The following is a 21,491-nucleotide window of genomic DNA, read 5'->3' as shown; positions in this document are numbered from 1 at the left end:
TATACGCTCCGACGAGTTGGCTGGGCTCTGCTCCTGCAACACTTGGGCGGGCTGGATCCATAGAGGCGTAAAGGGTGTTGAGCTGACGGTAGAGGGTTCGGGCGAGGTAGCGCTTGAGGGATCTTCGGATTTCGCGGTAGCTACGGCCTTCTTGGGTGCGTTTGGCGACGTACTCCCGAGTTCCGGGGTGGTGAATCATGCGGGTCATGGTGATGGTGTGCAGGGCACGATTGAGCCGCCTATCACCGCCCCTGTTGAGCCTGTGCCGGACAGTGTTACCACTTGAGGCCGGCAAGGGATTCACCCCTGCCAGTGAGGCGAAGGCAGCTTCGCTGCGAACCCTTCCTGGATGCGACCAAGCCGTCAGGACAGTGGCGACCGTGACAGCCCCGGCGCCCACCATCTCCAACAGCGGGGCGGCGGGACTTTGCTGGATCAGCTCTGTCATGCGCTTCTGGTTCGCAGTCAGCTGAGTTGTCGCTTCGAGAACGCGGCGCGCCAATCGAACTGCTTCCTCGCGCGCGATCGATAGTTCGATCTGCTCCTGCCGTTCCCGCCATCTGGTGATCGCGTTGATCTGGGCGGGAACCAGAGGTTTACGCGCATCGATTCCAAGATCATGTGCCCGGAGGAGGGCAATAAGTGCATTTACATTCATTGTTCGTTCCCGCGTCAGTTGATCCCGGGCTGCGCTCAGGATCCTGAGTCCGGCACGGGTTCCTTCATCCCGTCGCGGAACCCGCAGTTGGGACTCCTCCAAGCCCAGGACAGCGGCTCCGATGGCCGCGGCGTCCAATGGGTCCGATTTGCCCAGCCCCCGACGGCCTCGGGCGTTCATACGTGGAGCTTCGGCGACGTCGTAACCGGCGTCCGTTACTGCCCTGGCCAGACGGGCCCCATACGAGCCGATACCCTCAACAGCCCACAGACACCCCATATCGCCGTTTGTCCTTCGGCCTACCCAGGAAAGTGCGCGTGAAATCCCTGCCGAGGTGGTCGGGAACTGCTCGCACGCGATTCGCCGCTTGGTGCTGGCCTCGATGATGGCGTAAGTATGGGTGCGGGCGTGACAGTCCACGCCGATGACGAATGGGCGGGTCTGCGCAACGATAGTCAACGGAGCCACCCTCCTTCCTTTCGAATGGACAAGACAGGTCGCAGCACGACCGGCGCCGGACCTGGGAAGAGTCACTCCGAGGCAAAACTGTGATGAGCCACAACCGCAGGGGCTGGGCAAGCTTCTAATCAAGCCACCGACGTGGGACAGATCAACGCCGACCGCTCCACCCAGCGCGGACAAATCGGGGGAAACGCACCCTCAAGGGCAATTGTTTTTTCGAGTCACGCACCGGGCAGAACGACCGACATCAACACTGCCAGCTAGTCCCAGACCAGCCACGTAAAGACTCACAGGTTGTTTTTTGCCTGCTGGCGGAGCATCGCGTAGCTGTGCCCGACGGAGCCGGGGCAACCCGAAGGGCAAGCGGCGGATGGATTGTGAGAGGAAATAAGCGAAGCGCCGACACAAGGCATCCGCTGCGCAGCCGTCCGCAGGACGGTTGAGCCGGTGGAGCGGGCACGTACGATCCGCAGGACAGCAGCAAAAAACAGAAGAAATGCTTTTACAGCCCGAGCGCAGCGAGGACCGAGTACCCAGGAAGCAGGGCCAAGGAGGATGTGGGCGGCCCGCTACACTCGGCTCTATGGACAAATGGGTGATGTGGGGAGCGCAGCCATGGTGACTGCATCAAAGACAACTGCACCTAAGGTCCCGTTCCACTTTCGGGTAGGTCCTGGTTATATCGACCATTGGGCCCACACTTTTACACATTGGGACTCCACCGAAGGCCAGAAGCACACCATGGCTGACCTTGAAGAGTCTCTGAAAAACCTTCTTCAGAAGAGAGACCGAATCCAGACAGCCAGGGGAGCGTTCGGGCCTGTAAGCGTCTACTACCCCGATGCCCACCCCACCGCACGTCAGCAAGAGGCACTCTTCAGCGCTACACACGACTTTTTCCACACGTATTACTCCTCGGTGTCCGCGTTGCTGTCCGTAATCCGGCGTCACACCAACACCTTTGGGGAAGCACCAACGCATTCTGTTGCCAAATTCCTGACTTGGTGGAAGCCAAAAGGCCTCTTCATGGACCAGGCTTACCCGTTGCTCGAGAAGGCCCGCGCGTTTCGGGCGATGCTTGATCACAAGGAGTCACACCCCCCATATACGTGGCACACTGCCGACCACAACGGGCTGACCAAGATCATGCTCGTAGGTTCACCGAACGCCAAGGGAGGTATCCCAGAGGGAGCAGCGAAACACCCGACGGGTTGGGCGATTATGGCACCGGACGAGGATCTGATCGTTTCTGCCCTCGCCGTCCAACTGAATGCCTTGATCCCCGAGATCGGGTCGAACACGGATATTTCCAATGTCCTTCAGTGCACTTGGGAGGCGAAAACCACCCCGGACGATGTCGGGGGCGGCTACCCCATTTTCGCGCACCGGGACGGAACGGTCGGCGACACGTATACACGCACCGTGACCAGCCAAGTCACGGTCACCCGGAATACCGCGCCGCCCAAGAAATAATCCGGCGACAAACCCGAAGCAGTCCGCCGGCGTTAGGTGTCAGACCCGGCCTGAGCTTGCTGGTGCCGGTATAGCGTTGCGCGGCTCCAGCCGACGAGGCGGGCGGCGTCTTCCGCAATGCGTCCTTTCGCGCGGGCGTCCTGGGCAATCGCCAGTTTGTCCGCGATGACTCTCGGGTCGGACACCGGTCGGCCGAACCGGGTTCCGTTCTGCCTGGCGGCTGAGATGCCCGCGTTGACCCGTTCGACGATCAGGTCGCGCTCATACTCGGCAAGGGTTGCGAGCATATTCAGCATCAGGCGCCCGGTCGAAGTCGCCGGGTCGATGCCGTCGGCGATGGATCGGACATGGACGCCGCGGTCGCGCAGCAGGGTCACGGTGTTGAGCACGTCGATCAGTGATCGGCCCAACCGGTCGACGCGCCACACAACCACGGTGTCGCCCTCCTCCGCGTACTCGAGGAGCTTCTTCATTCCTGGGCGTTCGATCGCGGCCTTACTTCCCGAGGTCACGTCGGCGAAAACGTCGCGCTTCTGCACACCGGCGGTGACCAGCGCGTCCAGTTGCAGCTGGGCATCTTGGCTCGAAGTGCTCACTCGCGTGTAACCCAGCTGCCTCATCAGGCCATTTTGACTCGAAAAGTCCGGGATGAACCCTTGCCGAGACGAATAATGGTGAGACGCATTTTCGAGACATCGGCGGGCCCGACTCTCTCACCTACCCACAGGCCCGGCAGTGGCTCAGAGCAGTGTCTCGAAAAGCTGTTGTTTTCTAAGACGGGGCTCGTGTAGTCGCTGCCGGTTTCTCACTATCGGTGGGTATCTGACTCCACAGTCCCGTCCCGCATACCCCCTGTGCAAGACCTCTTTATGGCCAGCCCTAACACCAATGCTGCCCCTCTTCGGTGCTGCCGGGCGTTCCGGGCCGGGCAGTAAGGAGAGTGCGCAGCTGATGGAGCCCACGCGCGGTGGCGAGGGGGTTCGCGTTTCAGTGAGTACTTTGCGCTTCTGGCTCAGTTTCGTAGTGCCATCCGACCCATGCGGCGTGGCGCAGGCCCGCAGCCGTGAAGTGGTCGTCACGGGTGGGAAGCGACGGCAGGTGCCGGCGGTCATCTTGGCTGTCTTTCGGCATGGTCTCTCCTCGATTGGCTGCCGGCGGTGCCTGGCCTATATCGGTGTTGTGGCGGTTGGACTGGATTGAGTTGACGTGATGCCAGTGGGGTTGCCGGGAGTTATCCGGCGACGGAGATCTGCTGTGGCGACCCCACTGGACGCGGGGCGTGGTCAGCTTTCCACGAGGACAGGGAGGGGCGTTTCAGTGGAGCGACGAGCCGATGCCCGATGGGCGTAGAAGAGGCCAACGCTGATCAGCAGGCACAGGATTGCCGAGCCGGTGTAGAGCGTGAAGAGTCCAGAGGGACCTTCGGCGGCAAAGGCCAAGCCGCCGAAGAATGGGCCCATAAACGATCCGATGAAGGCCATGGTATTGGTCAGCCCCAGGATGGTTCCCCGGGAGTGGGGAGCCACGGCGCTGGTGGCTGTTGCATTGATGAGGTTTTGCGCCGAGTGTCCGCCGATACCCATGAGTGCGACGCAGGCCAGGGAGAAGACCAGGGACGCGGGTCCGAACAGGAGTCCCAGGAGCCCGGCGAGGGTGAGTGCGGTGCACACGGACCCTACCTTGGCGGAGCCGTATTTGTCGGCGGCGGTGGCGGTGAACCAGGACCCGATAACGGCGGCCCCGGTGAGCGTGAAGGCGAAGATCAGGGCTTCGGTGAGGCTGAAGCCAAGGGTCTTCATCGATTCGGCGAGCCAGACGTTCAGGCCGAGCCAGGTTGTCATGTTGGTTACGGCAGCCAGTGCCACCAGGCCGACGAAGATGTAGCCGCGCCCGGCGAACAGTCCCGCAACCTTCTGCACAGGGGTCAGCTGCGTCTCCCGCACTTCTGCCGGCTCGGTGATCCGGCACAACAGAAGGATTGCCAAGATGACGGCGGTCATGGCGGTTCCGAGCCAGAACATGGACCGCCAGCCCCATACGGGCATGAGGAAGATGCCGACTAGGGCCGCGATGGTCCCGCCCATAGGAACTCCGGCCATGGCAATGGTGATAACCAGACTTCCCCGGCCTTCCGGCGCATGGTTCCGGGCCAGCGTCATGGCAGTCGTCAGTGCCGCACCGACACCGGCGCCGGTCACCAGGCGCGCGGCCCCGAGGAAGTCCGGGGTTGGGGCGATGGCGGCGAACGCCGAGCCCACGGCGAAGATGGCTGCGGCAAGTGCCATCACACGGGGCCGGCCTATCCGGTCAGCCAAGGCGGTTCCACCGAGAACGCCGATCAGTGCGCCGGCGTAGACGATGCCGCCTACCAGACCCGCCGTGGCCTCGTTGAGCTTCAGGGACTGGTCCTGCAGCAGCATGGGGACGACGGAACCAAAAACGATCAGGTTGTAGCCCTCCATCAGTGTTACCACCATGCACAGGGCAATGACGGCGTTGTTGGAGAGCAAGGGTCGGCGGGAGCCTCGTCGCTGAGGCGTCTCGAGCGTAAGTGTAGGTTTCACGGGTCATCCTTCGGTGAGGCCGTCGGCCGGATACGCAACGCTGCGCAGCTTCGAGCCAGAGGCATTTGATGAACTTGATGTCAAAAGTGAGCTGAAACTCAAGTGTGAGAGAAATCTCAGCATTTGGCAAGAGGCGGTTTGTGCGACAAAGAAAAACCCCGCACCGTGGGGCGCGGGGTTCGGGTTGAATTCCAGTCAGCCGACAGGCAGGGGTGGCAGGGGCCTGGAAGCAACCTCGTGGGCCTCGGCGGCGGACACGCCCACCATGCACAGCATGGTCTGCGCAAAGAGTTCATCAGCGTGGTCCTCCGTCTTTGTCGACAGGACCAGATGCAGCGTGGCTAGCAGCGCGCCAAACGTGCAGGAGGTGGCAACATCCACATCCGGGATGGTGAACCTGCCGGACTCGATCCCCTTACGGAGGTCTCGGGCCGCGCGGGGACCAAGAATCGCGATGAGCTGGGGATGTGCGACGCCGAGACGGACAACAAACCAGCCCCACAGGGGGTCCGTTACGGCCTTTAGGACCAGATGCCGCAGCGACACTGAGAAGATTTCGGCGGCATCTTCCATATTGGCGGTCAGCGCGTCCAGCGACTCACCAAGGGACTCCACCGATGCCTCAGCCACAGCCTCGACGATCTCGTCGCGGGATTGGAAGTAGTTGTAGAACGTCCCGGCCCCCAGGTCTGCCGCATCCGTGATCTCAGTCAGCCCTACGGCATCAACGCCGCGTTCGGCCATTAACGACCGGGCGGCGTCGATCAGCCGGGCGCGGGTCTGCTCACGCCGGCGCTGCTGGCGCCCGCCCGGGGCGGCGGTGGGGGAAAGCGAATCCATGGTGGCCATTTCAAAACCGTACGCCAGAGGCGGGGGCGATGCACAAGCCGATCAGCCAAACTTCAAAAATGAGGAGTTGCTCAATAATGAGATAGATGCCACTATTGAGCCAATTAGTTATGACTCAGGTCACGTCAACCCCAGATCGATTCAGTGAGGAACCACCATGACACCCACCACCGAACAGTTCGACGCCGACGTCGCCATCGTGGGCGGCGGACCAGTGGGAACACTCTTGGCCGTGCTGCTCGGCCAGAAGGGTCACCGCGTTACCATCGTGGAGAAATGGCCCGAAGCTTACGCCCAGCCCCGAGCCGTCACCTTCGACCATGAAATCGCCCGCATCCTCTCGTCATTGGGCATTGATTCCGAGAACGATCCGGCCATCGGCGTGCACGACGACATCTACTTCTGGAAGAACGCCGAAGGGCAGACCCTTTTGGAAGTTGACTGGGCGAGCATGGCCGCGTCCGGCTGGCGGACCCGGTACTGGTTCTCCCAGCCCGACCTCGAAAAGCGCCTGCGCGACATCGCGGCTGGACTGCCCACCATTCAACTGCGGCGAGGCTGGGAAGCTACGGGCCTGGAGCAGCAAGAGGGCAGCATCCGGCTCAGCGGGACTGTCCGCGGAGCTGACGGGAACGTCACCGCCGAGCAGATCCACGCCAGATACGTCGTCGGAGCCGACGGAGCCAACAGCTTCGTCCGAAAGTCCCTGGGGCTGGACTTTGAAGACCACGGATTCTTCTTCGACTGGCTGATCCTGGACATGATCCCGAAGAAGCCCATGCACTTCTCACCCTCCGCATGGCAGTTGTGCGACCCCGTCCGCCCGACGACGATCGTCCCGGGAGGTCCGGGGCGCCGACGCTGGGAGTTTATGGTCCTTCCCGGCGAATCCCCGGAGGAACTAAGCTCCCCCGAATCCGCTTGGCGCCTGCTGGAGCCATGGGGAGTCACCCCGGGTGAGGCCGATCTGGAACGCTCAGCCGTCTACCGGTTCCAGGCACGCTGGGCCGAGACCTGGCGCAACAGGCGCGGGTTGATCGCCGGCGACGCCGCCCACCTCATGCCCCCCTTCGCCGGCGAGGGAATGTGCGCCGGCCTCCGCGACTCGGTGGCCCTGGCATGGCGCCTGGATCTCATCCTTGACGGCAAGGCCGGCGACACCCTGCTCGATTCCTACGGCGAGGAGCGCAAAGGTCACGTCAAGCACTACATCGATTTCTCCATGGAACTGGGCAAAATCATCTGCATCGCCGATCCCCAGGAAGCAGCCGAACGCGACCGCCGCATGATCGCCGAACACGCAGCCTCTGACGGGACCCCCGTGGACACGGACATTGCCTCCCTCGGCCCCGGCCTCTGGCGCCAGGGATCCGCCCATGCCGGCGAACTCTCGGTGCAGGGCATCGTGGAAGCCAACGGCCGCCGCGGACGCTTCGACGACGTCGTCGGCCGCGGCTGGACCGTCATCGGCCGCGGAACACCGGCAGAAGACATGCTCACCCCCAAGCAGATGGAACGTCTGGAATCCCTCGGCGGCCGCTGCGTCCAGGTTGGATCCCCCGGTACATCAAGCGACGTGATCGATGTGAACGGCACCTACGCCAAATGGTTCGATGACCTCGACATCAATTTCGTCGTCGTGCGTCCCGATTTCTACGTAGCGGCCACCGCCTCCGAACCCAGTGCCCTGAGGGACTCTATGCACGCCCTCTTTGAAGGGCTCACTCTGGGCACGTTCGACCTCCCGCAACTCGCCACCTCGAAGTGAAGGAAACCACTGCAATGAGCCTGACTTTTGACCATGAAACCCTCGGCCAGCGCGTCCTCTTCGGCACCGGCGCAGCCGCTGCGAACCTCGCCGCTGAAGTAGCCCGCCTCGGCGCGGACCGCGTGATGGTAATCGCCTCGGACTTCGAGACGCCGCTGGCCCGCACCGTAACCGCCGACATCGAGGTGGCGCTCTGGCACCACGAGGTGGTGATGCACGTCCCCATCGAAACGGCAGAGAAAGCCCGCGCCGCCGCTGCCGAGCACGGCATCGACCTCCTGGTGTGTGTCGGCGGGGGTTCGACCACGGGCCTCGCCAAGGCGATCGCGATGACTTCCCGCCTGCCCATCATCGCCGTGCCCACCACCTACGCCGGATCAGAAGCCACCCACGTATGGGGCCTGACCGAAGCATCCCGCAAGACCACCGGAGTGGACGCCGCCGTCCTGCCCGTCACAGTCATCTACGACGCGGCACTGACACTGTCCCTGCCCGTGGAAATGTCCGTGGCCTCGGGTTTGAACGGCATGGCCCACTGCATCGACTCGATGTGGGGCCCCCGCGCCGACCCGATCAACGCCGCCCTCGGCGCCGAAGGAATCCGCGCCCTCAGCCAGGGCCTGCCGCTCATCACCGCCGACCCGTCCGGCACCGAGGGACGCGAGCAGGCGCTGTACGGCGCGTACCTGTCCGCGGTCGCGTTCGCCTCCGCCGGATCTGGGCTGCACCACAAGATCTGCCACGTCCTGGGCGGCACGTTCAATTTGCCTCACGCGCAGACGCACGCCACGGTGCTCCCCTACGTCCTGGCTTTCAACGCCCCCGCTGCGCCCGATGCCGAGGCCCGTATCGCCGCCGCGTTCGGCGCTGCAGACGCCCTCACCGGGCTGCAGGACCTACGCAAACTCCTGGACGCCCCCAAGGCACTGGCGGACTACGGATTCACGGCGGACGGGATCGCCGAAGCCGTTGCCGTCGTCCTCCCTGCAGTACCGGCATCCAACCCGCGGCCCGTCACCACGGACAACCTCACCCGCCTCCTCCAGGCAGCCCTCACCGGCGAAGACCCCGCCGTGCTCCTGGACCTGTAGCAGGCACCAAGGCGACCGGGCCAAGCAACCGGCCGCACACTTCCCCCCATCCAAATCAGGAGTACAGAATGTCCGAAACCATCCACCACGAAACCGCCTACGTAACCGAGCCGGTCTCCCCCGAACAGGCCGCCATCGAACAAGAACTCGTGGACACCGTCGTCGCTTCCTTCGACAAGGCCGAGGACCCACGCCTGAAACGGCTCATGCAGTCCCTGACCCGTCACCTCCATAACTTCCTCCGCGAGGTCCGTCTCACCGAGGGCGAGTGGAATGCCGCGATCGAGTTCCTCACCGCCGCGGGACACATCACCGATGACAAGCGCCAAGAATTCGTGCTCCTCTCAGACGTCCTGGGTGCCTCGATGCAGACCATCGCCATCAACAACCAGGCCTATAAGGGTGCCACCGAGGCCACCGTCTTCGGGCCGTTCTTTGTGGACGACGCCCCCGAAATACCCATCGGCGGCGACATCGCCGGCAGCGCCGCAGGCCAGCCCTGCTGGGTCGAAGGAACCGTCACCGACACCGACGGCACCCCCGTCCCCGGCGCCCGGATCGAAGTCTGGGAAGCCGACGAAGACGGATTCTACGACGTCCAATACACCGACCAGCGCGTCGCCGGACGGGCACACCTGTTCGCCGACGACAACGGCAAGTACGCGTTCTGGGGACTCACCCCCACCCCGTACCCGATTCCGCACGACGGGCCGGTTGGCAAGATGCTGGAGTCTGTTGGCCGTTCCCCCGTCCGAGCCTCCCACCTGCACTTCATGGTCACCGCCGAAGGCCACCGAACGCTCGTGACGCACATCTTCGTCGAAGGAGACCCGCAGATCGAGATCGGCGACTCCGTCTTCGGAGTCAAGGACTCCCTCATCAAGCGTTTCGAACGCCAGCCCGCGAACGCTCCAACACCGGACGGCCGCGACCTTGGCGGCCAGGCCTGGGCCCGCTCTCGGTTCGACGTCGTGCTCGCCCCCGCTGAGATCTGAGCTGAAACCTTGACTTCCCGCACTGCCCTCACTCTTTTCTGCGCCGTCGCTCTCAGGGGCGCCATCGAGGACTCCATCCTGCCCGCATTCACCCAGGACACGGGAACTCTGGTGGATGCCCACTTTGCCCCGACCAGAATTCTGCTCCAGGAGATCACCGTCGGTGAGCGACCCGATGTGATCATCGGCATCACCGCTGCGCTGGAAGGACTTGACGACGGGATCCTCGACGGCGCTCCGCTGACGCCGATCGCCAAAGCCGGCATCGGCGTCGCCGTTGCCTCCGGCGCCGAAATTCCTGACATTGCGTCGGTGGCAAAGCTCACGGGTGCACTGACGGCAGCCCGTTCCGTGGCCTACTCACGGAACGGTCCAAGCGGCATCTACTTCGCAAAGCTGCTGCAGGACCTGGGCATCGCCGGACAGATCAATGAACACGCCACCGTCGTCGATGAGGGCTTTACCGCCACGGCGCTGCTGGATGGCCGCGCCGACCTTGCACTGCAGCAGATGAGCGAACTCCTCGCCGTCCCGGAGGCCAGAATCGTCGGCCTGCTTCCAGCCGAGGTCCAGCACTACACAGCATTCTCGGCCGGGGTCGCTCTCCAGACTAAGAACAGCGCCGGCTCGGGCTCGCTGCTCAGGTTCTTGAGCACAAAGCTCGCGCGTGCCGCGTACAGCGGTGCAGGGCTCGAACCAAGCTAATTTCCGCGGGCATTGGCGCCCCAATGGCGGTGCTGAAGACCAGGCTGGTGACCATGCCTAGATCCTCGTTTCCATCGTCAGCCACATGCACCTCTCATTTCCTTAACCGAATTCAGCCAAGCCGGCTGTCCTGTGCAGAATCGAAGGCCCGTTCAAATCCATGGGGCGTCCTGCCCGTCAGGCTGCCAAACGGGCCGTCGGTGCGGCGGTGGGGGTGTACCTAGTGCCGTCGCGCAGCATCGCCCAAATGACATTGAGGCGTCGTCTGGCGAGGGAGAGGAGCGCTTGGATGTGCGTTTTGCCTTCGGTGCGTTTGCGGTCGTAGTAGGTCCGGGAGGCGGGGCAGCTCTTTAGCGCCGAAAGCCCGGAGAGGTAGAAGACGCGCAGGAGCCGCCGGTCGTAGCGCCGGGGTCTGTGATGATTGCCGGTGATGCGGCCGGAGTCCCGGGGCGCCGGGGCGAGCCCGGCGACGCCGGCAAACCGATCCGCGGTTTGAAAGACGGTCAGGTCTCCGCCGGTGGCGCCGAGGAACTCAGCGGTGAGGACGGGGCCGAAGCCGGGCATACTGAGCAGGGTCTGGGCGTGACGGTGTTCAGTGACTTTCTCGCTGATCAACGCATCAAGGTCGGCCAGCGCTCTGTCCAAGGTGATGATTTCCTGGGCGAGGGCGGCGACAATCAGCTCTCCAACGTGCTGGGCGGGGACGGTGGTGTGCTGGGATTTGGCGGCATCGACGGCGGCCTGGGACACTGCGGCGGACGAGCGGGCGCCTTGTTTCTTCAGCCAGGCGTGCAGCCTGGTCTGGCCGGTGCGGCGGATCCCGTCGGGGGTACGGTGTTTAGTGAGCAGCAACAGGGCGGCTTTGGAGCGGCTGTAGTCAAAGGCCCGTTCCAGTGCGGGGAAGTACTCCAGCAGCTGGGCCTGCAGGCGATTGATCGCCCGGGTCCGGTCCGCGGCTTTGTCGGCCCGGTGGGCGGTGAGGATCCGCAGCCCGGTGCTAGTTTCGTCCCCGGCCCGCAGGGGCTGCAGGTCCTTGCGCATCCTGGCCTGATCGGCGATCACGGCGGCGTCTTTAGCGTCCGTTTTGCCCTCGCCCCGGTAGAGCTTGGAGGCGTGGTGGACGATCCGGCCGGGGATGTAGAGGAGGTTTTGGCCGTGGGCGAGGAGCAGTGCGATCAGCAGCGCTGGCCCTCCGTGGTTCAGGTCCGTCGCCCAGACCACTTCATCCCCGTCCCCGAGTTTCAGGACGGCGGCGATGAGTTCGAGCAGGGGTGGTTCGTCGTTGGGTATTTTCTGCGAGAGCAGACGGTTTCCGTGCGCGTCGATCACGACGCAGTGATGATGGGCTTTGCCGGCGTCGATGCCGGCCCATAGGTGCACCAAGAACAGCCTCCAGTCTGTCGGTTGAGTGAAACCCAGCAGATAACCGCGCCGTCGTGTCCTTATCCGGCGATCATGTCGCGTCTCTCAATCAGCGGTCGGGTCATCGCGGGGTGGCGGGCGGCCAATCCTTCGAAGCCGTCACGAGACCGTCCGGCACAGCAGCCAAAGCCATACCCGCCTCCCCTGGGTAGCCACGACCCTACAACGGCCGCGGAACTGAGCCCGGTAACAACATAAGGACAGCAGCCAAAAAACGTCGAAGACGTAGACAACAGGGCCAGGGACGGCGTAGCCCTGCGGAGCCGGCACTGGCCCCGACAGCCGGCCGCGCCAGCGGACGCCCTCATGGGTGCGAGCCCTGCGAGCATGCCCTGCTCCAGCCGACGGGCAACTGCCTCCCAAGGTGCTCGGGTCTTTCCCCAAGGTCGGCGAGACAGAGTTGTCCCATCCCCAACGGGCCGCAGCCACGGGCAAAGCCTGCAGGCCCTGACGCCGGGGCCCTGGCTGTCCCCATGCACCCCGACCCCGGCGGAAAGGCACCCCGGATTGCCACGGCCAGTCGACGGAGGACGCGGGGCCGCCGACGGCAGGGTTGTTGAGCGGCGGGTGGCAGGATGGTGCCGTGACAACCAGGCGGCGGACTGCGGCTCCAAACGCGGAGTGGGTGCTGATGTACCGGGGCGGGCTGACCCGCTCCCGGATCGCCGCGCTCACCCGCGCGCCGGCCGCGACAATCGGCTATCACCTGTCCGTGGCACTTGGCGCGGACCCCGGACTTCAGGCCGCCCACGAGAAAGCCGCCGGCCCACAGATAACGCAGGTGAGCGTGCAGGGGCTGGCGCGGATGCGCCAGCTCGTGGCTAGGGTCCAGGAAACCGGGCGCTACCCTTCCCGCACCGCCGCCGACGCGGACGAGCGGAGACTGGCGTCCTGGTTGGAGCGGCGCCGCCGCGACGCCGCGGCCGGGACACTCGCCCCGGCGTACCGTGACGGGCTCGCCGCCCTCCCCGACTGGCAACGACCGCCGCGGACCGTGGCCGATGAGGCCAGATGGCAGGACCGGCTCGCCGCCCTGATGCGGTACCGGGCCGCCGGGCACGACTGGCCCCGGCACAAGTCCATCGTGGCCGGGGAAGAACACGACCTCGGCGTCTGGCTGCACGTCCAGCGCCAAAAGGCACGCCGCGGCGAACTCGAACCGGCCAAAGCACGCGCACTGGATGAGATGCTGCCGGGCTGGTGCTCCGGCCGGCAACGTGGCCGCAAACCCCGCACCGGCACCGCGTAACCCCGGCTTCCCCCACGGACAGCAAGCAGACCACCACACCGGGCGAACGGGTTGTGCCCACTGGGGGCAGGTGGAGCCCTCCGCACAGCTCAAAGCTGTCCCCCTTGGCGTGCAACCCGTACCGTCCAAGCGCCGGGGCAAGGGGCCGCGTGCATCCCGATGCACCTGGAGATTCTTTACTGTCCGACCCCGGGTCTACACTTGAAACCTATCGAACATATATTCGAAAAAGGTGTGTTGTGGGCGTCATTGTTGGTCCCCGTGTGCTAGATGCGGGCGTGTCGTTGTTGTCGGTGCTGGTCTCCCCGGTGCCGGTCGCGGCGGGATACCCGTCGCCGGCGCAGGACTACTTCGACGGCCGGATCGACCTGAACGAGCACCTGATCAAGGACATCACCAGCACCTATGTCGTGCGGGTGACCGGGGACTCCATGGAAGGCGCCGGCATCAGCGACGGGGACGAACTGATCGTGAACCGGGCGCTGGAACCCACGGACGGGTCGGTCGTGGTCGCCGTCCTGGACGGAGAGCTGACCATCAAGCGGCTGCGCATCACCGCCACCGGCGTGGTGCTGCAGGCGGAGAACCCCAAGTACCCGGACATCCGCGTCCCGGCGCTGTCCGAGCTGACCGTGTGGGGCGTCGCGACAAGGTGCCTGCACCATGTCTAACGCGCGCCTTTTTTACATTGAACGTGAAAGGTCGGAGGGATTCCATGTCTAGGCCGGCGGTGATGCGGCGGATGCCACAGATCGCGCATGTGGACGTGAACTGCTTCTACGCCTCGGCCGAGCGTGCCTTCGACCCGTCATTGGAAGGCCGGCCGGTGGTGGTGCTGTCCAACAACGACGGCTGCGCGGTGACCCGCTCCCCCGAGGCCAAAGCCCTCGGCATCCCGATGGGTCAGCCGTGGTTCAAACTGAAGCCGCGGGCGAAGGAATGGGGCCTGGTTGCGCTGTCGTCCAATTACGAGCTCTACGGGGACATCAGCGCCCGGGTGATGGAATTGCTGGGCCGGTACTCGGCCTGGCTGGAGGTCTACAGCATCGATGAGGCCTTCCTCGGCGTCAAAGGCTCCCCCGCCGAGCTGCTGGCCCTGGGGCGGGCCATGAAAGCCGCGGTCCGGCGGCACGTCGGGGTGCCGGTCTGTGTCGGGATCGCCCCCACCAAAACGCTGGCGAAGCTGTGCAACAAGTGGGCCAAACACAACCCTGCGTTCGACGGGGTCTGCCACTGGGACTCCGTCCCTACCCCTGTGCGGGAGGGCCTGTTGGGGCGGTTGTCCGTGGAGGAGATCTGGGGCGTCGCCGGCCGGCTGACCAAACGCCTGAACGCCATCGGCATCCACACGATCGCCGACCTCACGGCCGCGGATCCGGTGGCGATCCGGGACAGGTTCTCCGTGGTCATGATGCGCACCGTCCTGGAACTGCAGGGCACCCCCTGCATCCCGATGGAGGAAGAACGCATCGGCCGGGACCAGCTGATCTTCTCCCGCTCGTTCGCCACCCCCGTCACCACCGCCGCCGGGCTCCGGCAGGTCCTCTCCGTCTACGGCCAACAAGCCTCAGCCCGGCTGGGCAAACACGGGCTGCAGGCCAAGGTCCTCACCGCGTTCGCCGGCACCAGCCACTACAACCAATACGAGAAGTCCTACCCGTCGGTGTGCGTGGCACTGCCGATGCCGACCGCTGACCCGGTCCTGCTCACCCGCGCCGCGCACGCGCTGCTGCCCGCCATCCAGGAAGGCCTCAAATACGCCCGCGCCGGGATCATGGTCACCGACCTGCGCCCCACCGGCAACCAATCACCGCTCGAGCCCTTCGAGAACCCGCACGAAGAACGCCACATCGGTGCCCTCCTCGAAGACGTGACCCGCCGGTACGGGCGCGGCGCCATCGGCCTGGGCCACGCCGGCATCAAAACCGGCCTGGACTGGACCATGAAACGCGACATGCTCTCCCCCCGCTACACCACCCACTGGGACGAACTCCCCCTCGTCAAAGCCGCCTAACAACCACCCCCACGACCAGCACCAACACGGAAGACAAACGAATGACCATCACCCATGAACCCCGCACCACCAGCCCTGCCGGCCCCACGCCCAAGACCGCCCCCACAACGGCATCGACGAAGCCCGGCGTGCCGGTACAGGTGCGATTCAACGCCGCCGGAACTCCGCTGGCCGTCCGCCATGACGGACAGATCTGGGCGGTCGCAGCCGAACCGGTGCATTGGTTCGAACGCTGCGACTGGTGGCACACCGGCACACGGGCTGCCATCGGCTCCGGGGACCTGGTCAGCGTCGAACACTGGCGGGTCCAGGTTCGTGACAGCACCTCCGCGCCGTTGCGGACGTTCGAGCTGCGCCGGGATCCGTTGTCGGAGCAGTGGCTCCTGGTTTCCATCACGGACGGGTAAGGGGCCATCGTGGGTGGTTTCTCCGGCCCGGTGCCCGACGAGATGTGGGCAGCGCTGCGCGGTGAGTTCGGCCTGCCGTCCCTGGAACAGGTGCAGGCCCGGCTCAGCGCGCTGCCGGACGCGGAGCCGGTGCTGCGCAGCCTGGTCCGGGTGTTCATCGAGGACGGGACCTTCTGCCCTGGCTTCCAGTTCACTACCGGCGGCCAGCTCGATTCCCGGGTGACGGCGCTGTTCCGGGCGGCGCTGGAGGCGAAAGTGCCGCACAACTACTTCGCCTTGTGGATGATGACCCCGGCCCGGGAGCTGTCCTGGGCCCGTCCGGTGGACCGCCTGGATGAAACCAGCCGCCTCGTCCGGCTCCTGGAGGCTGCCGCGGGGGCTGTGCCTGTGGAGCGGCGGGTAGGCCTTCTCTTTGTCAGGGCCTCCTGACACAATCGCTGTCAAGGATTCCTGACAGGAGGCGTTATGAGTTGGTCGACGGACTACAGCGAAGGTCATGAGGGGTGGGCGGCCAGCGTCACGCCGGATGGGCGGCACACGGGCAGCTCAACGGGCCGGGGAATGCTGGTGGAGGGAATCACCGGACGCTACGAACGGGACACCACCATGCCGGAGTACGAGCTGGTTCCCCACCGGGAGATCATCGGGTGGCAGGGCCAGTGTGAGTGCGGCTGGCAAGGAAAGTTCTGGGAACGCGTTTCCTCGGCCAGGGACGCCGACCTGGGCCGGCGCAAAGCTCACCTCCCCCTTGAAAAGTCCGCCCATGCCCCGGAACCGGTCGATGATGCCATCGGCGATGAATGGCTCGAACACGTCGCCCCGCTGGGTGCGGTCGCCGGGGTGGAGGCGGCCGCACTCGACTACGCCCAGGCCGGAAGGCGGCTGGACAAGACCGTCGCGGCCGCCAAAGCGGCCGGGGCGACCTGGGCGGAGATCGGCCGCGCCGCGGGGATCACCCGCCAGGCCGCGCACGAACGCTGGGCAGACAAATAGGCAGCATCCGGACAACGACCGGGCCCGCACGCGTGGTGCCTGGCGTAGCCTTTGGGCCATGGGACTGATGTACGACGATCCGCGGCTGGCCGCTCTGACGTTGCTGCGCATCGCCGCCGAGGAATCCGAGGGCCCCAATGAAATGACCGGCCGCATGCACGCGGTCCTGGAGGACCTCGTGCAGCGCAACGGGGCAGGGTATTTGGCGGAGCTGGCCATCGCCCTGGCCCGGACCGGGTTCATCGCCCTGGATGAGCTGGCCAGAAGGACCGGGAACAGCACCGCCGAGCTGCTGGACGCCGTCGAGGTCGACACGCTCGAAGGTCTCGATGGGCACTGCTGAGCACCTTCCCGGGACCGGCCTGCCCGCGGGGCTTGCCCCGCCGGTGAAGGTCGCACTCGCCCGCCCCGTCACGAAGATGCCCCGCGCCCGGGCCGGGAACCTGCTGTTTGAGGCCAAGTGGGACGGCTACCGCTGTATCGTCGTCCGGGACAATGACCGGGCCACGCTGTGGTCCCGGCAGGGCAAAGACCTAAGCCGGTACCTGCCCGAGCTCATCCACGTCCTGGAGACTGCTGTCCCTCCCGGGTGCGTGATCGACGGCGAGGCCGTGATCTGGGCCAACGGCCGGCTCAACTTCACCGCCCTGCAACAGCGCCTCAGCGCCGGCCCGAAAACCCTTCCCGGACTGGTCCGGCAGACACCGGCCAACTACGTCGCGTTCGATGTCCTCGCCGTAGCCGGACACGACGCCCGCGACCTGCCGCTGCACCAGCGCAGGGCCCTCCTGGAAGAACTCGCCACCGGCTGGGAGCCGCCACTGTCCCTCTCCCTCTCCCCCACCACCACTGACCCCGATGAGGCCGCCCGCTGGTTCGAAGAACTGCCCCGCACAGGTGTGGAGGGGCTCATCATCAAAAACACCAACGAGCCATACGCCCCGGGCGTCCGCTCCTGGTTGAAGCTCAAACGCAGGGAAACCATAGACGTCATCTGCGGCGCCATCATCGGACCGATCACCCAACCCTCTGAGGTCGTCGCCGGCCTAATCCTGGATGGTGAACTGAGGATCGTGGGCCGGTCCACCCCACTGAAGACCGCGGACGCCCGGGACCTTGCCCAGTGGCTGAAACCGCCAAAGAGTCAGCACCCCTGGCCCGCCACTGTGAAAGGCACGACCCTGGACAGGTTCAACCGGGACAAGGAACCCGTCACGCTCACCCTGGTGGAGGCGGTGGTCGTGGAAGTCTCCGCCGATACCGCCTGGTCGGGCCGGTCCTTCCGGCATCCCCTACGCCTGCTCCGGGCCAGACCGGAGCTGTCCCCTGCCGATGTGATCCTGCCCGAACTTCATACGGGTTAGCGGTCAGTGCGGATGGTGATGAGCTTTGGACCTTCTCCCAGACGCGCGTAGAGGTTGTCCCGCGCCTCGTCGTAGGTGTCGCCTTCGACATCTATATATCCGTAGCTGCCGTCGGGGTTGGTGATGGTGCCGGTGAGTATCACGGCATGAGTCTATGTGGCTAAAGGCTCGGCGGGCTCGATGAGCTCGGGCCCATTGTTCCGCACACTGTTCACGCGTGGGCTGACAATCCTTGGTGTCAGGGTTGGTTCCGGCAGGGAGTCCAACAGGTGCTGGACTTCGTCCTTGTCGGTCAGGTCCGGGTCCAGCCATTCCGCGAAGCGATCCCGCGGGATGATGACCGGGGAACGGTCATGGACGTGCCCCAGCGCGTCCTGCGTCGTCGTGGTGAGCACCGTGCAGCTGAGCAGCCACCGGCCCGGATCGTCCTCAGGCACGGACGGATCAGCCCACCACTCGTACAACCCGGCAAAGCCCAGCAACGGCTCCTGCTCGGAGAAAAGATAGTTCGGGATCTTCTTCCCGTCCTCAGTCTTCTGCCACTCGTAATAACCTTCAGCCGGAACGATCGCACGCCGCTTCACTGCCGCCTTGCGGAATGACGGCTTCTCCAGAATGGACTCGCTGCGGGCATTGATCAGCTTCGAGCCGATCTTGATGTCCTTGGCCCAAGACGGGACCAGGCCCCAGCGCGCAATGAGCAGGTGCCGGTCGAGAGTGCCCTCATCCAGACGTTCGGCAACGATCGGCACATTCTGAGTTGGTGCCACGTTCCAACTCGGTGGCGGTGGGCTTCCTTCGACCTCTTTGGCCTCAAAGTGGCTCAGCAGGTCACCAGTGGCCTTGGACATCACATATCTGCCGCACATGAAGCCCATTCTGCCTGACAGGACCCCGGAACATGTCCCGGCTGAGGACAACGTCGCTCAGTCAAAAAGCCTCCCCTCTGGGTTTTGACTAGTTTTAATTTCGAGAACCAGTTTTGACCAGGAATAAGAGAGCTTTCTAGGAGTTCCTGCGTGGCAAGCCGCCGGCCGGTCAGAAACGGTCGTTTCCCTTCAGCCAAGCGGCAGCAATGCCTCCTCCCCTATTCCCCCAAGCCGAAGCCCTCATCATTGGTTGAGCACCCGCAGTGACATGACTGTGTTAATTCGGCCGCTACCCCGCCATGGCGGCCTCTGGGCTCCCCGGTTAACATGACCGTAGGCCCGGCAGGCGCAACCGTGCTCCTTGTTGCGACATAGGTTATGAAGGCCATTTTCGAACCAACAAATATTCACGCCATAACACATGCCATAACTCCTATTGGATGCCAAAGTATAGCGCGTGTTAGATGACTAACCGGAGATCTCGCCATTATGCCTGTCTCATGCAAGGCCTAAAGGCGCACCATAAGCACAATATGCGTCTCAATAGGTGAGTACGCTGGACGTACCAGACGAGGACGAGCTACTAGGGATGCAGGAAGAACTACTGGATGGCTTATGGGATGTGCAATGAAAACCCACACGGGCCATCCGGCAATAGTGTCAACCTGTGGTGACATTGAGACATCAATGGAAATCCGACTTTGAAATAAGGTAGGGGACGGGGCTTTACATCCCGCCATATCTATAACGTGAAGTGCGGTGAATCGCCCTACTCTACGCACTGTGATCCCTCTTATGCGTGTCATTGCCAGCATTCCCAGAGGTGTGCACATAGGGTCGACAGCAGGACAACATGCAACCCACCAAGTAGGAGAGTCGCCGGCCGATGACACGATCACTGCAAACCCCCGTACCCCCGAAACCCCAGGCAACACAGGCCATTGACCGTGTCATCTCCCTGGCGAACGGCAAAGGCGGAGTCGGCAAGACGACCACCGCAGCCAACGTTGGCGGGTACGTCGCACTGGCTGGCTCCCGTGTGTTGCTGATCGACCTTGACCCGCAGGGTGACCTGGCCCGCGACCTCGGATACGACCGGCAGACAGGGAGGGAATTCTTCCAGGCCCTGATCGCCGGCACGCCGCCGATGATCCTGCGCGACGTGCGGGAAAACCTGGACGTCATCCCGGGCGGCCAGGACCTCGAAGACATCCAGGGCTTAATGGTGTCCCGCTCCAGCCGCTCCGACGCCGGCGACTTCGGCGACATGCTCTACGCCGTCCTGGCCCCGCTGGCAGACGATTACGACTTAATCCTGATCGACACCCCCCCGGGGGAGCGGATCCTCGTAGAAGGCGCCTTCGCGATCTCCAGTGCAGTCGTCATTCCTACCCGTTCCGATGATGCGAGCATCGACGGTGTCGAACGCATCGCACGCCGCTTCATGGCTGTACGTGACCGGAACCCGTCCCTGCAGTTGGCGGGCATCGTCCTGTTCGGTGTCGGCCCGCGCTCCATGCGCCTCGAACGCAGCGTCCGGGACACCTTGGAAGAAATGCTCGGCACCGTCGCCCCGGTCTTCGCAACCCGCATCAGGAACCTGGAGAGCGCAAGCGCGGACGCCCGCCGCAAAGGCCTGCTCTTCCACGAACTTGAAGGTGCCGTTACCGACGCTCAGAAGAACCGCCTAAAGGCACTTCGGGCGGGGGAGAAGCCCGCGGACGGCTTCTTCTCGCGCAACGCCGGGGGACTCGCTGAAGAGTACGAGCAGCTGACCGGCGAGATCCTCGCCCGACTGAACGAGATCGAAAGCAGGAACGAAGCATGAGCGGCCGACAGAGCCTTGCCGGGGCATTCGCACCTGTAGCGCCTGCCCGCGGTGCAGCACTGCAGGGGTTGCTCGCTCCGAAGCGGGGGAGGGGCGCACCTGCACGGGAAGAGACCGTGGAGGCACCGGCCCGGGAACTTGTCCAGATCCCGCCAACAGCAGCACCCGATCCCGCTGACACGCAGGCACCTACTGAGCAGCCGCAAGCGGATACGCGGCCCGCTGAGGAGGCGCCCCTTCAGGCGGCAGGAGAGCGGGCGGAGCCCACCCCTACATCCGCCAAGGCCCCAAAGGCCAACACACGGCAGCAGGCTGCTGCCAGGAAAGCTACTAACGCGACCAAAGCCTCCGAGCTTGTACCCGGGGCGCTGCGCAACGTCGGGGTGTACCTGCCACCGGCGCTCCTGGCACAGGTCAAGGATGCCGTCTACCAAGAGCGGACCACGTACGCGGACCTGTTAATTGATGCCTTCGAAACCGTCGACGACGAGCAGATCGCCAAGGAGTTCATTCCCGAGACCACGCTGACGAGCTCCGGCATGCCCCGCCGGTCACCGCGTAAACGGGGAGAGGCCGGCATCCAGATCCAGCTGCGTCTCGATGGGCTGCAGGTTGCCTGGCTGGATGAAAAGGTCACCGAGTTCGACGCACCGTCACGCAGCGCGCTCGTCTCGGTCGTCTTCAAGCTTCATATCCAAGCGGGACAGCCTGCGGGCGAGTGATGCTGGACCTCCTGAGGCAAGCATGGCTTGTCTTCCTGTAGTACCTATGGCATGAGTT

Annotated in this window: 21 protein-coding genes and 1 pseudogene; 15 read left to right on the top strand and 7 right to left on the bottom strand. The window is 64.5% G+C overall.

Features of this window, described 5'->3' with window-relative positions; all coding sequences use genetic code 11:
- Positions 1-73 precede the first annotated feature (73 nt).
- A pseudogene (locus AC57BR_RS05070) lies at positions 74-1,117 on the bottom strand (IS110 family RNA-guided transposase); the annotation flags it as partial.
- A 744-nt stretch (positions 1,118-1,861) separates the two neighbouring features.
- Here AC57BR_RS05070 and AC57BR_RS05065 point away from each other — a divergent pair.
- Positions 1,862-2,593, top strand: a complete 732-nt coding sequence (locus tag AC57BR_RS05065) for a hypothetical protein (protein WP_496358660.1) — start codon at positions 1,862-1,864, stop codon at positions 2,591-2,593.
- 32 nt (positions 2,594-2,625) lie between these two features.
- Here AC57BR_RS05065 and AC57BR_RS05060 read toward each other — a convergent pair whose 3' ends face one another.
- From AC57BR_RS05060 to AC57BR_RS05050, 3 genes are all read right to left on the bottom strand, one after another.
- Positions 2,626-3,213, bottom strand: a complete 588-nt coding sequence (locus AC57BR_RS05060; protein ID WP_496358659.1) for a recombinase family protein — start codon at positions 3,211-3,213, stop codon at positions 2,626-2,628.
- Between the two features lie 663 nt (positions 3,214-3,876).
- Positions 3,877-5,157: an MFS transporter gene (locus AC57BR_RS05055; protein WP_496358658.1), complete on the bottom strand. Its 1,281-nt coding sequence runs from the start codon at positions 5,155-5,157 to the stop codon at positions 3,877-3,879.
- A gap of 195 nt (positions 5,158-5,352) precedes the next feature.
- Positions 5,353-6,006: a TetR/AcrR family transcriptional regulator gene (locus tag AC57BR_RS05050; RefSeq protein WP_496358657.1), complete on the bottom strand. Its 654-nt coding sequence runs from the start codon at positions 6,004-6,006 to the stop codon at positions 5,353-5,355.
- A gap of 157 nt (positions 6,007-6,163) precedes the next feature.
- Between AC57BR_RS05050 and mhpA the strand changes: the two genes are divergently transcribed.
- From mhpA to AC57BR_RS05030, 4 genes are all read left to right on the top strand, one after another.
- On the top strand, positions 6,164-7,774 hold the full coding sequence (gene mhpA / locus AC57BR_RS05045) for a bifunctional 3-(3-hydroxy-phenyl)propionate/3-hydroxycinnamic acid hydroxylase MhpA (protein ID WP_496358656.1): 1,611 nt from the start codon (positions 6,164-6,166) through the stop codon (positions 7,772-7,774).
- Positions 7,775-7,788: 14 nt separating this feature from the next.
- Positions 7,789-8,865: a maleylacetate reductase gene (locus tag AC57BR_RS05040; RefSeq protein WP_496358655.1), complete on the top strand. Its 1,077-nt coding sequence runs from the start codon at positions 7,789-7,791 to the stop codon at positions 8,863-8,865.
- Positions 8,866-8,933: 68 nt separating this feature from the next.
- Positions 8,934-9,860, top strand: coding sequence for a dioxygenase family protein (locus AC57BR_RS05035; RefSeq protein WP_496358654.1), 927 nt, complete (start codon positions 8,934-8,936; stop codon positions 9,858-9,860).
- Between the two features lie 9 nt (positions 9,861-9,869).
- Positions 9,870-10,565 (top strand): molybdate ABC transporter substrate-binding protein, encoded by a 696-nt coding sequence (locus tag AC57BR_RS05030; protein ID WP_496358653.1) that lies wholly within the window; start codon positions 9,870-9,872, stop codon positions 10,563-10,565.
- Between the two features lie 177 nt (positions 10,566-10,742).
- Here AC57BR_RS05030 and AC57BR_RS05025 read toward each other — a convergent pair whose 3' ends face one another.
- Complete coding sequence (locus AC57BR_RS05025) at positions 10,743-11,948, bottom strand: IS110 family RNA-guided transposase (protein ID WP_496358652.1); 1,206 nt, start codon at positions 11,946-11,948, stop codon at positions 10,743-10,745.
- Between the two features lie 622 nt (positions 11,949-12,570).
- On the opposite strand from AC57BR_RS05025, the gene AC57BR_RS05020 reads away from it, so the two are divergent.
- The 8 genes from AC57BR_RS05020 (at position 12,571) to AC57BR_RS04985 (ending at position 18,014) form a co-directional block, all read left to right on the top strand.
- Positions 12,571-13,236 (top strand): helicase associated domain-containing protein, encoded by a 666-nt coding sequence (locus tag AC57BR_RS05020; protein WP_496358651.1) that lies wholly within the window; start codon positions 12,571-12,573, stop codon positions 13,234-13,236.
- Between the two features lie 239 nt (positions 13,237-13,475).
- Entirely contained in the window at positions 13,476-13,907 is a 432-nt protein-coding gene (locus AC57BR_RS05015) for a LexA family protein (RefSeq protein ID WP_331573671.1), read from the top strand.
- A gap of 44 nt (positions 13,908-13,951) precedes the next feature.
- A complete protein-coding gene (locus AC57BR_RS05010; RefSeq protein ID WP_496358650.1) occupies positions 13,952-15,250 on the top strand; it encodes a Y-family DNA polymerase in 1,299 nt (432 codons plus the stop codon).
- A 41-nt stretch (positions 15,251-15,291) separates the two neighbouring features.
- Positions 15,292-15,657: a hypothetical protein gene (locus AC57BR_RS05005; RefSeq protein ID WP_496358649.1), complete on the top strand. Its 366-nt coding sequence runs from the start codon at positions 15,292-15,294 to the stop codon at positions 15,655-15,657.
- A 9-nt stretch (positions 15,658-15,666) separates the two neighbouring features.
- On the top strand, positions 15,667-16,086 hold the full coding sequence (locus tag AC57BR_RS05000) for a hypothetical protein (protein ID WP_496358648.1): 420 nt from the start codon (positions 15,667-15,669) through the stop codon (positions 16,084-16,086).
- 36 nt (positions 16,087-16,122) lie between these two features.
- The gene (locus AC57BR_RS04995; protein ID WP_496358647.1) at positions 16,123-16,650 is read left to right on the top strand and encodes a hypothetical protein; all 528 of its coding nucleotides are present in this window, start codon (positions 16,123-16,125) and stop codon (positions 16,648-16,650) included.
- 58 nt (positions 16,651-16,708) lie between these two features.
- Complete coding sequence (locus AC57BR_RS04990) at positions 16,709-16,993, top strand: hypothetical protein (RefSeq protein WP_496358646.1); 285 nt, start codon at positions 16,709-16,711, stop codon at positions 16,991-16,993.
- A complete protein-coding gene (locus tag AC57BR_RS04985; protein ID WP_496358645.1) occupies positions 16,980-18,014 on the top strand; it encodes an ATP-dependent DNA ligase in 1,035 nt (344 codons plus the stop codon). Before AC57BR_RS04990 ends, AC57BR_RS04985 begins: the two co-directional genes overlap by 14 nt.
- Here AC57BR_RS04985 and AC57BR_RS04980 read toward each other — a convergent pair.
- Positions 18,011-18,157, bottom strand: a complete 147-nt coding sequence (locus tag AC57BR_RS04980; protein WP_496358644.1) for a hypothetical protein — start codon at positions 18,155-18,157, stop codon at positions 18,011-18,013. The genes AC57BR_RS04985 and AC57BR_RS04980 overlap by 4 nt on opposite strands.
- Positions 18,158-18,166: 9 nt before the next feature.
- Complete coding sequence (locus AC57BR_RS04975) at positions 18,167-18,883, bottom strand: SOS response-associated peptidase (RefSeq protein WP_496358643.1); 717 nt, start codon at positions 18,881-18,883, stop codon at positions 18,167-18,169.
- Between the two features lie 886 nt (positions 18,884-19,769).
- On the opposite strand from AC57BR_RS04975, the gene AC57BR_RS04970 reads away from it, so the two are divergent.
- Together AC57BR_RS04970 and AC57BR_RS04965 are read left to right on the top strand one after the other, a co-directional pair.
- A complete protein-coding gene (locus AC57BR_RS04970; protein WP_496358642.1) occupies positions 19,770-20,711 on the top strand; it encodes a ParA family protein in 942 nt (313 codons plus the stop codon).
- Positions 20,708-21,433: a hypothetical protein gene (locus AC57BR_RS04965; protein WP_496358641.1), complete on the top strand. Its 726-nt coding sequence runs from the start codon at positions 20,708-20,710 to the stop codon at positions 21,431-21,433. The genes AC57BR_RS04970 and AC57BR_RS04965 overlap by 4 nt, the downstream gene beginning before the upstream one ends.
- Positions 21,434-21,491 lie beyond the last annotated feature (58 nt).

Source organism: Arthrobacter sp. BGA-UO-ETr-C19 (assembly GCF_059568005.1).
The sequence above is the reverse complement of the archived record's forward strand: the minus strand, read 5'-3'. Positions and strand labels throughout refer to the sequence as shown.

What these genes read in the sequence shown, in the direction of transcription:
- AC57BR_RS04970 (WP_496358642.1), top strand. Translation starts at nt 19,770, where the DNA reads ATGACACGATCACTGCAAACCCCCGTACCCCCGAAACCCCAGGCAACA.
- AC57BR_RS04995 (WP_496358647.1), top strand. Translation starts at nt 16,123, where the DNA reads ATGAGTTGGTCGACGGACTACAGCGAAGGTCATGAGGGGTGGGCGGCC.
- AC57BR_RS04990 (WP_496358646.1), top strand. Translation starts at nt 16,709, where the DNA reads ATGGGACTGATGTACGACGATCCGCGGCTGGCCGCTCTGACGTTGCTG.
- AC57BR_RS05010 (WP_496358650.1), top strand. Translation starts at nt 13,952, where the DNA reads ATGTCTAGGCCGGCGGTGATGCGGCGGATGCCACAGATCGCGCATGTG.
- AC57BR_RS05035 (WP_496358654.1), top strand. Translation starts at nt 8,934, where the DNA reads ATGTCCGAAACCATCCACCACGAAACCGCCTACGTAACCGAGCCGGTC.
- AC57BR_RS05065 (WP_496358660.1), top strand. Translation starts at nt 1,862, where the DNA reads ATGGCTGACCTTGAAGAGTCTCTGAAAAACCTTCTTCAGAAGAGAGAC.
- AC57BR_RS04975 (WP_496358643.1), bottom strand. Translation starts at nt 18,883, where the DNA reads ATGTGCGGCAGATATGTGATGTCCAAGGCCACTGGTGACCTGCTGAGC.
- AC57BR_RS04965 (WP_496358641.1), top strand. Translation starts at nt 20,708, where the DNA reads ATGAGCGGCCGACAGAGCCTTGCCGGGGCATTCGCACCTGTAGCGCCT.
- AC57BR_RS05050 (WP_496358657.1), bottom strand. Translation starts at nt 6,006, where the DNA reads ATGGCCACCATGGATTCGCTTTCCCCCACCGCCGCCCCGGGCGGGCGC.
- AC57BR_RS05005 (WP_496358649.1), top strand. Translation starts at nt 15,292, where the DNA reads ATGACCATCACCCATGAACCCCGCACCACCAGCCCTGCCGGCCCCACG.
- AC57BR_RS04985 (WP_496358645.1), top strand. Translation starts at nt 16,980, where the DNA reads ATGGGCACTGCTGAGCACCTTCCCGGGACCGGCCTGCCCGCGGGGCTT.
- AC57BR_RS05040 (WP_496358655.1), top strand. Translation starts at nt 7,789, where the DNA reads ATGAGCCTGACTTTTGACCATGAAACCCTCGGCCAGCGCGTCCTCTTC.
- AC57BR_RS05060 (WP_496358659.1), bottom strand. Translation starts at nt 3,213, where the DNA reads ATGAGGCAGCTGGGTTACACGCGAGTGAGCACTTCGAGCCAAGATGCC.
- mhpA (WP_496358656.1), top strand. Translation starts at nt 6,164, where the DNA reads ATGACACCCACCACCGAACAGTTCGACGCCGACGTCGCCATCGTGGGC.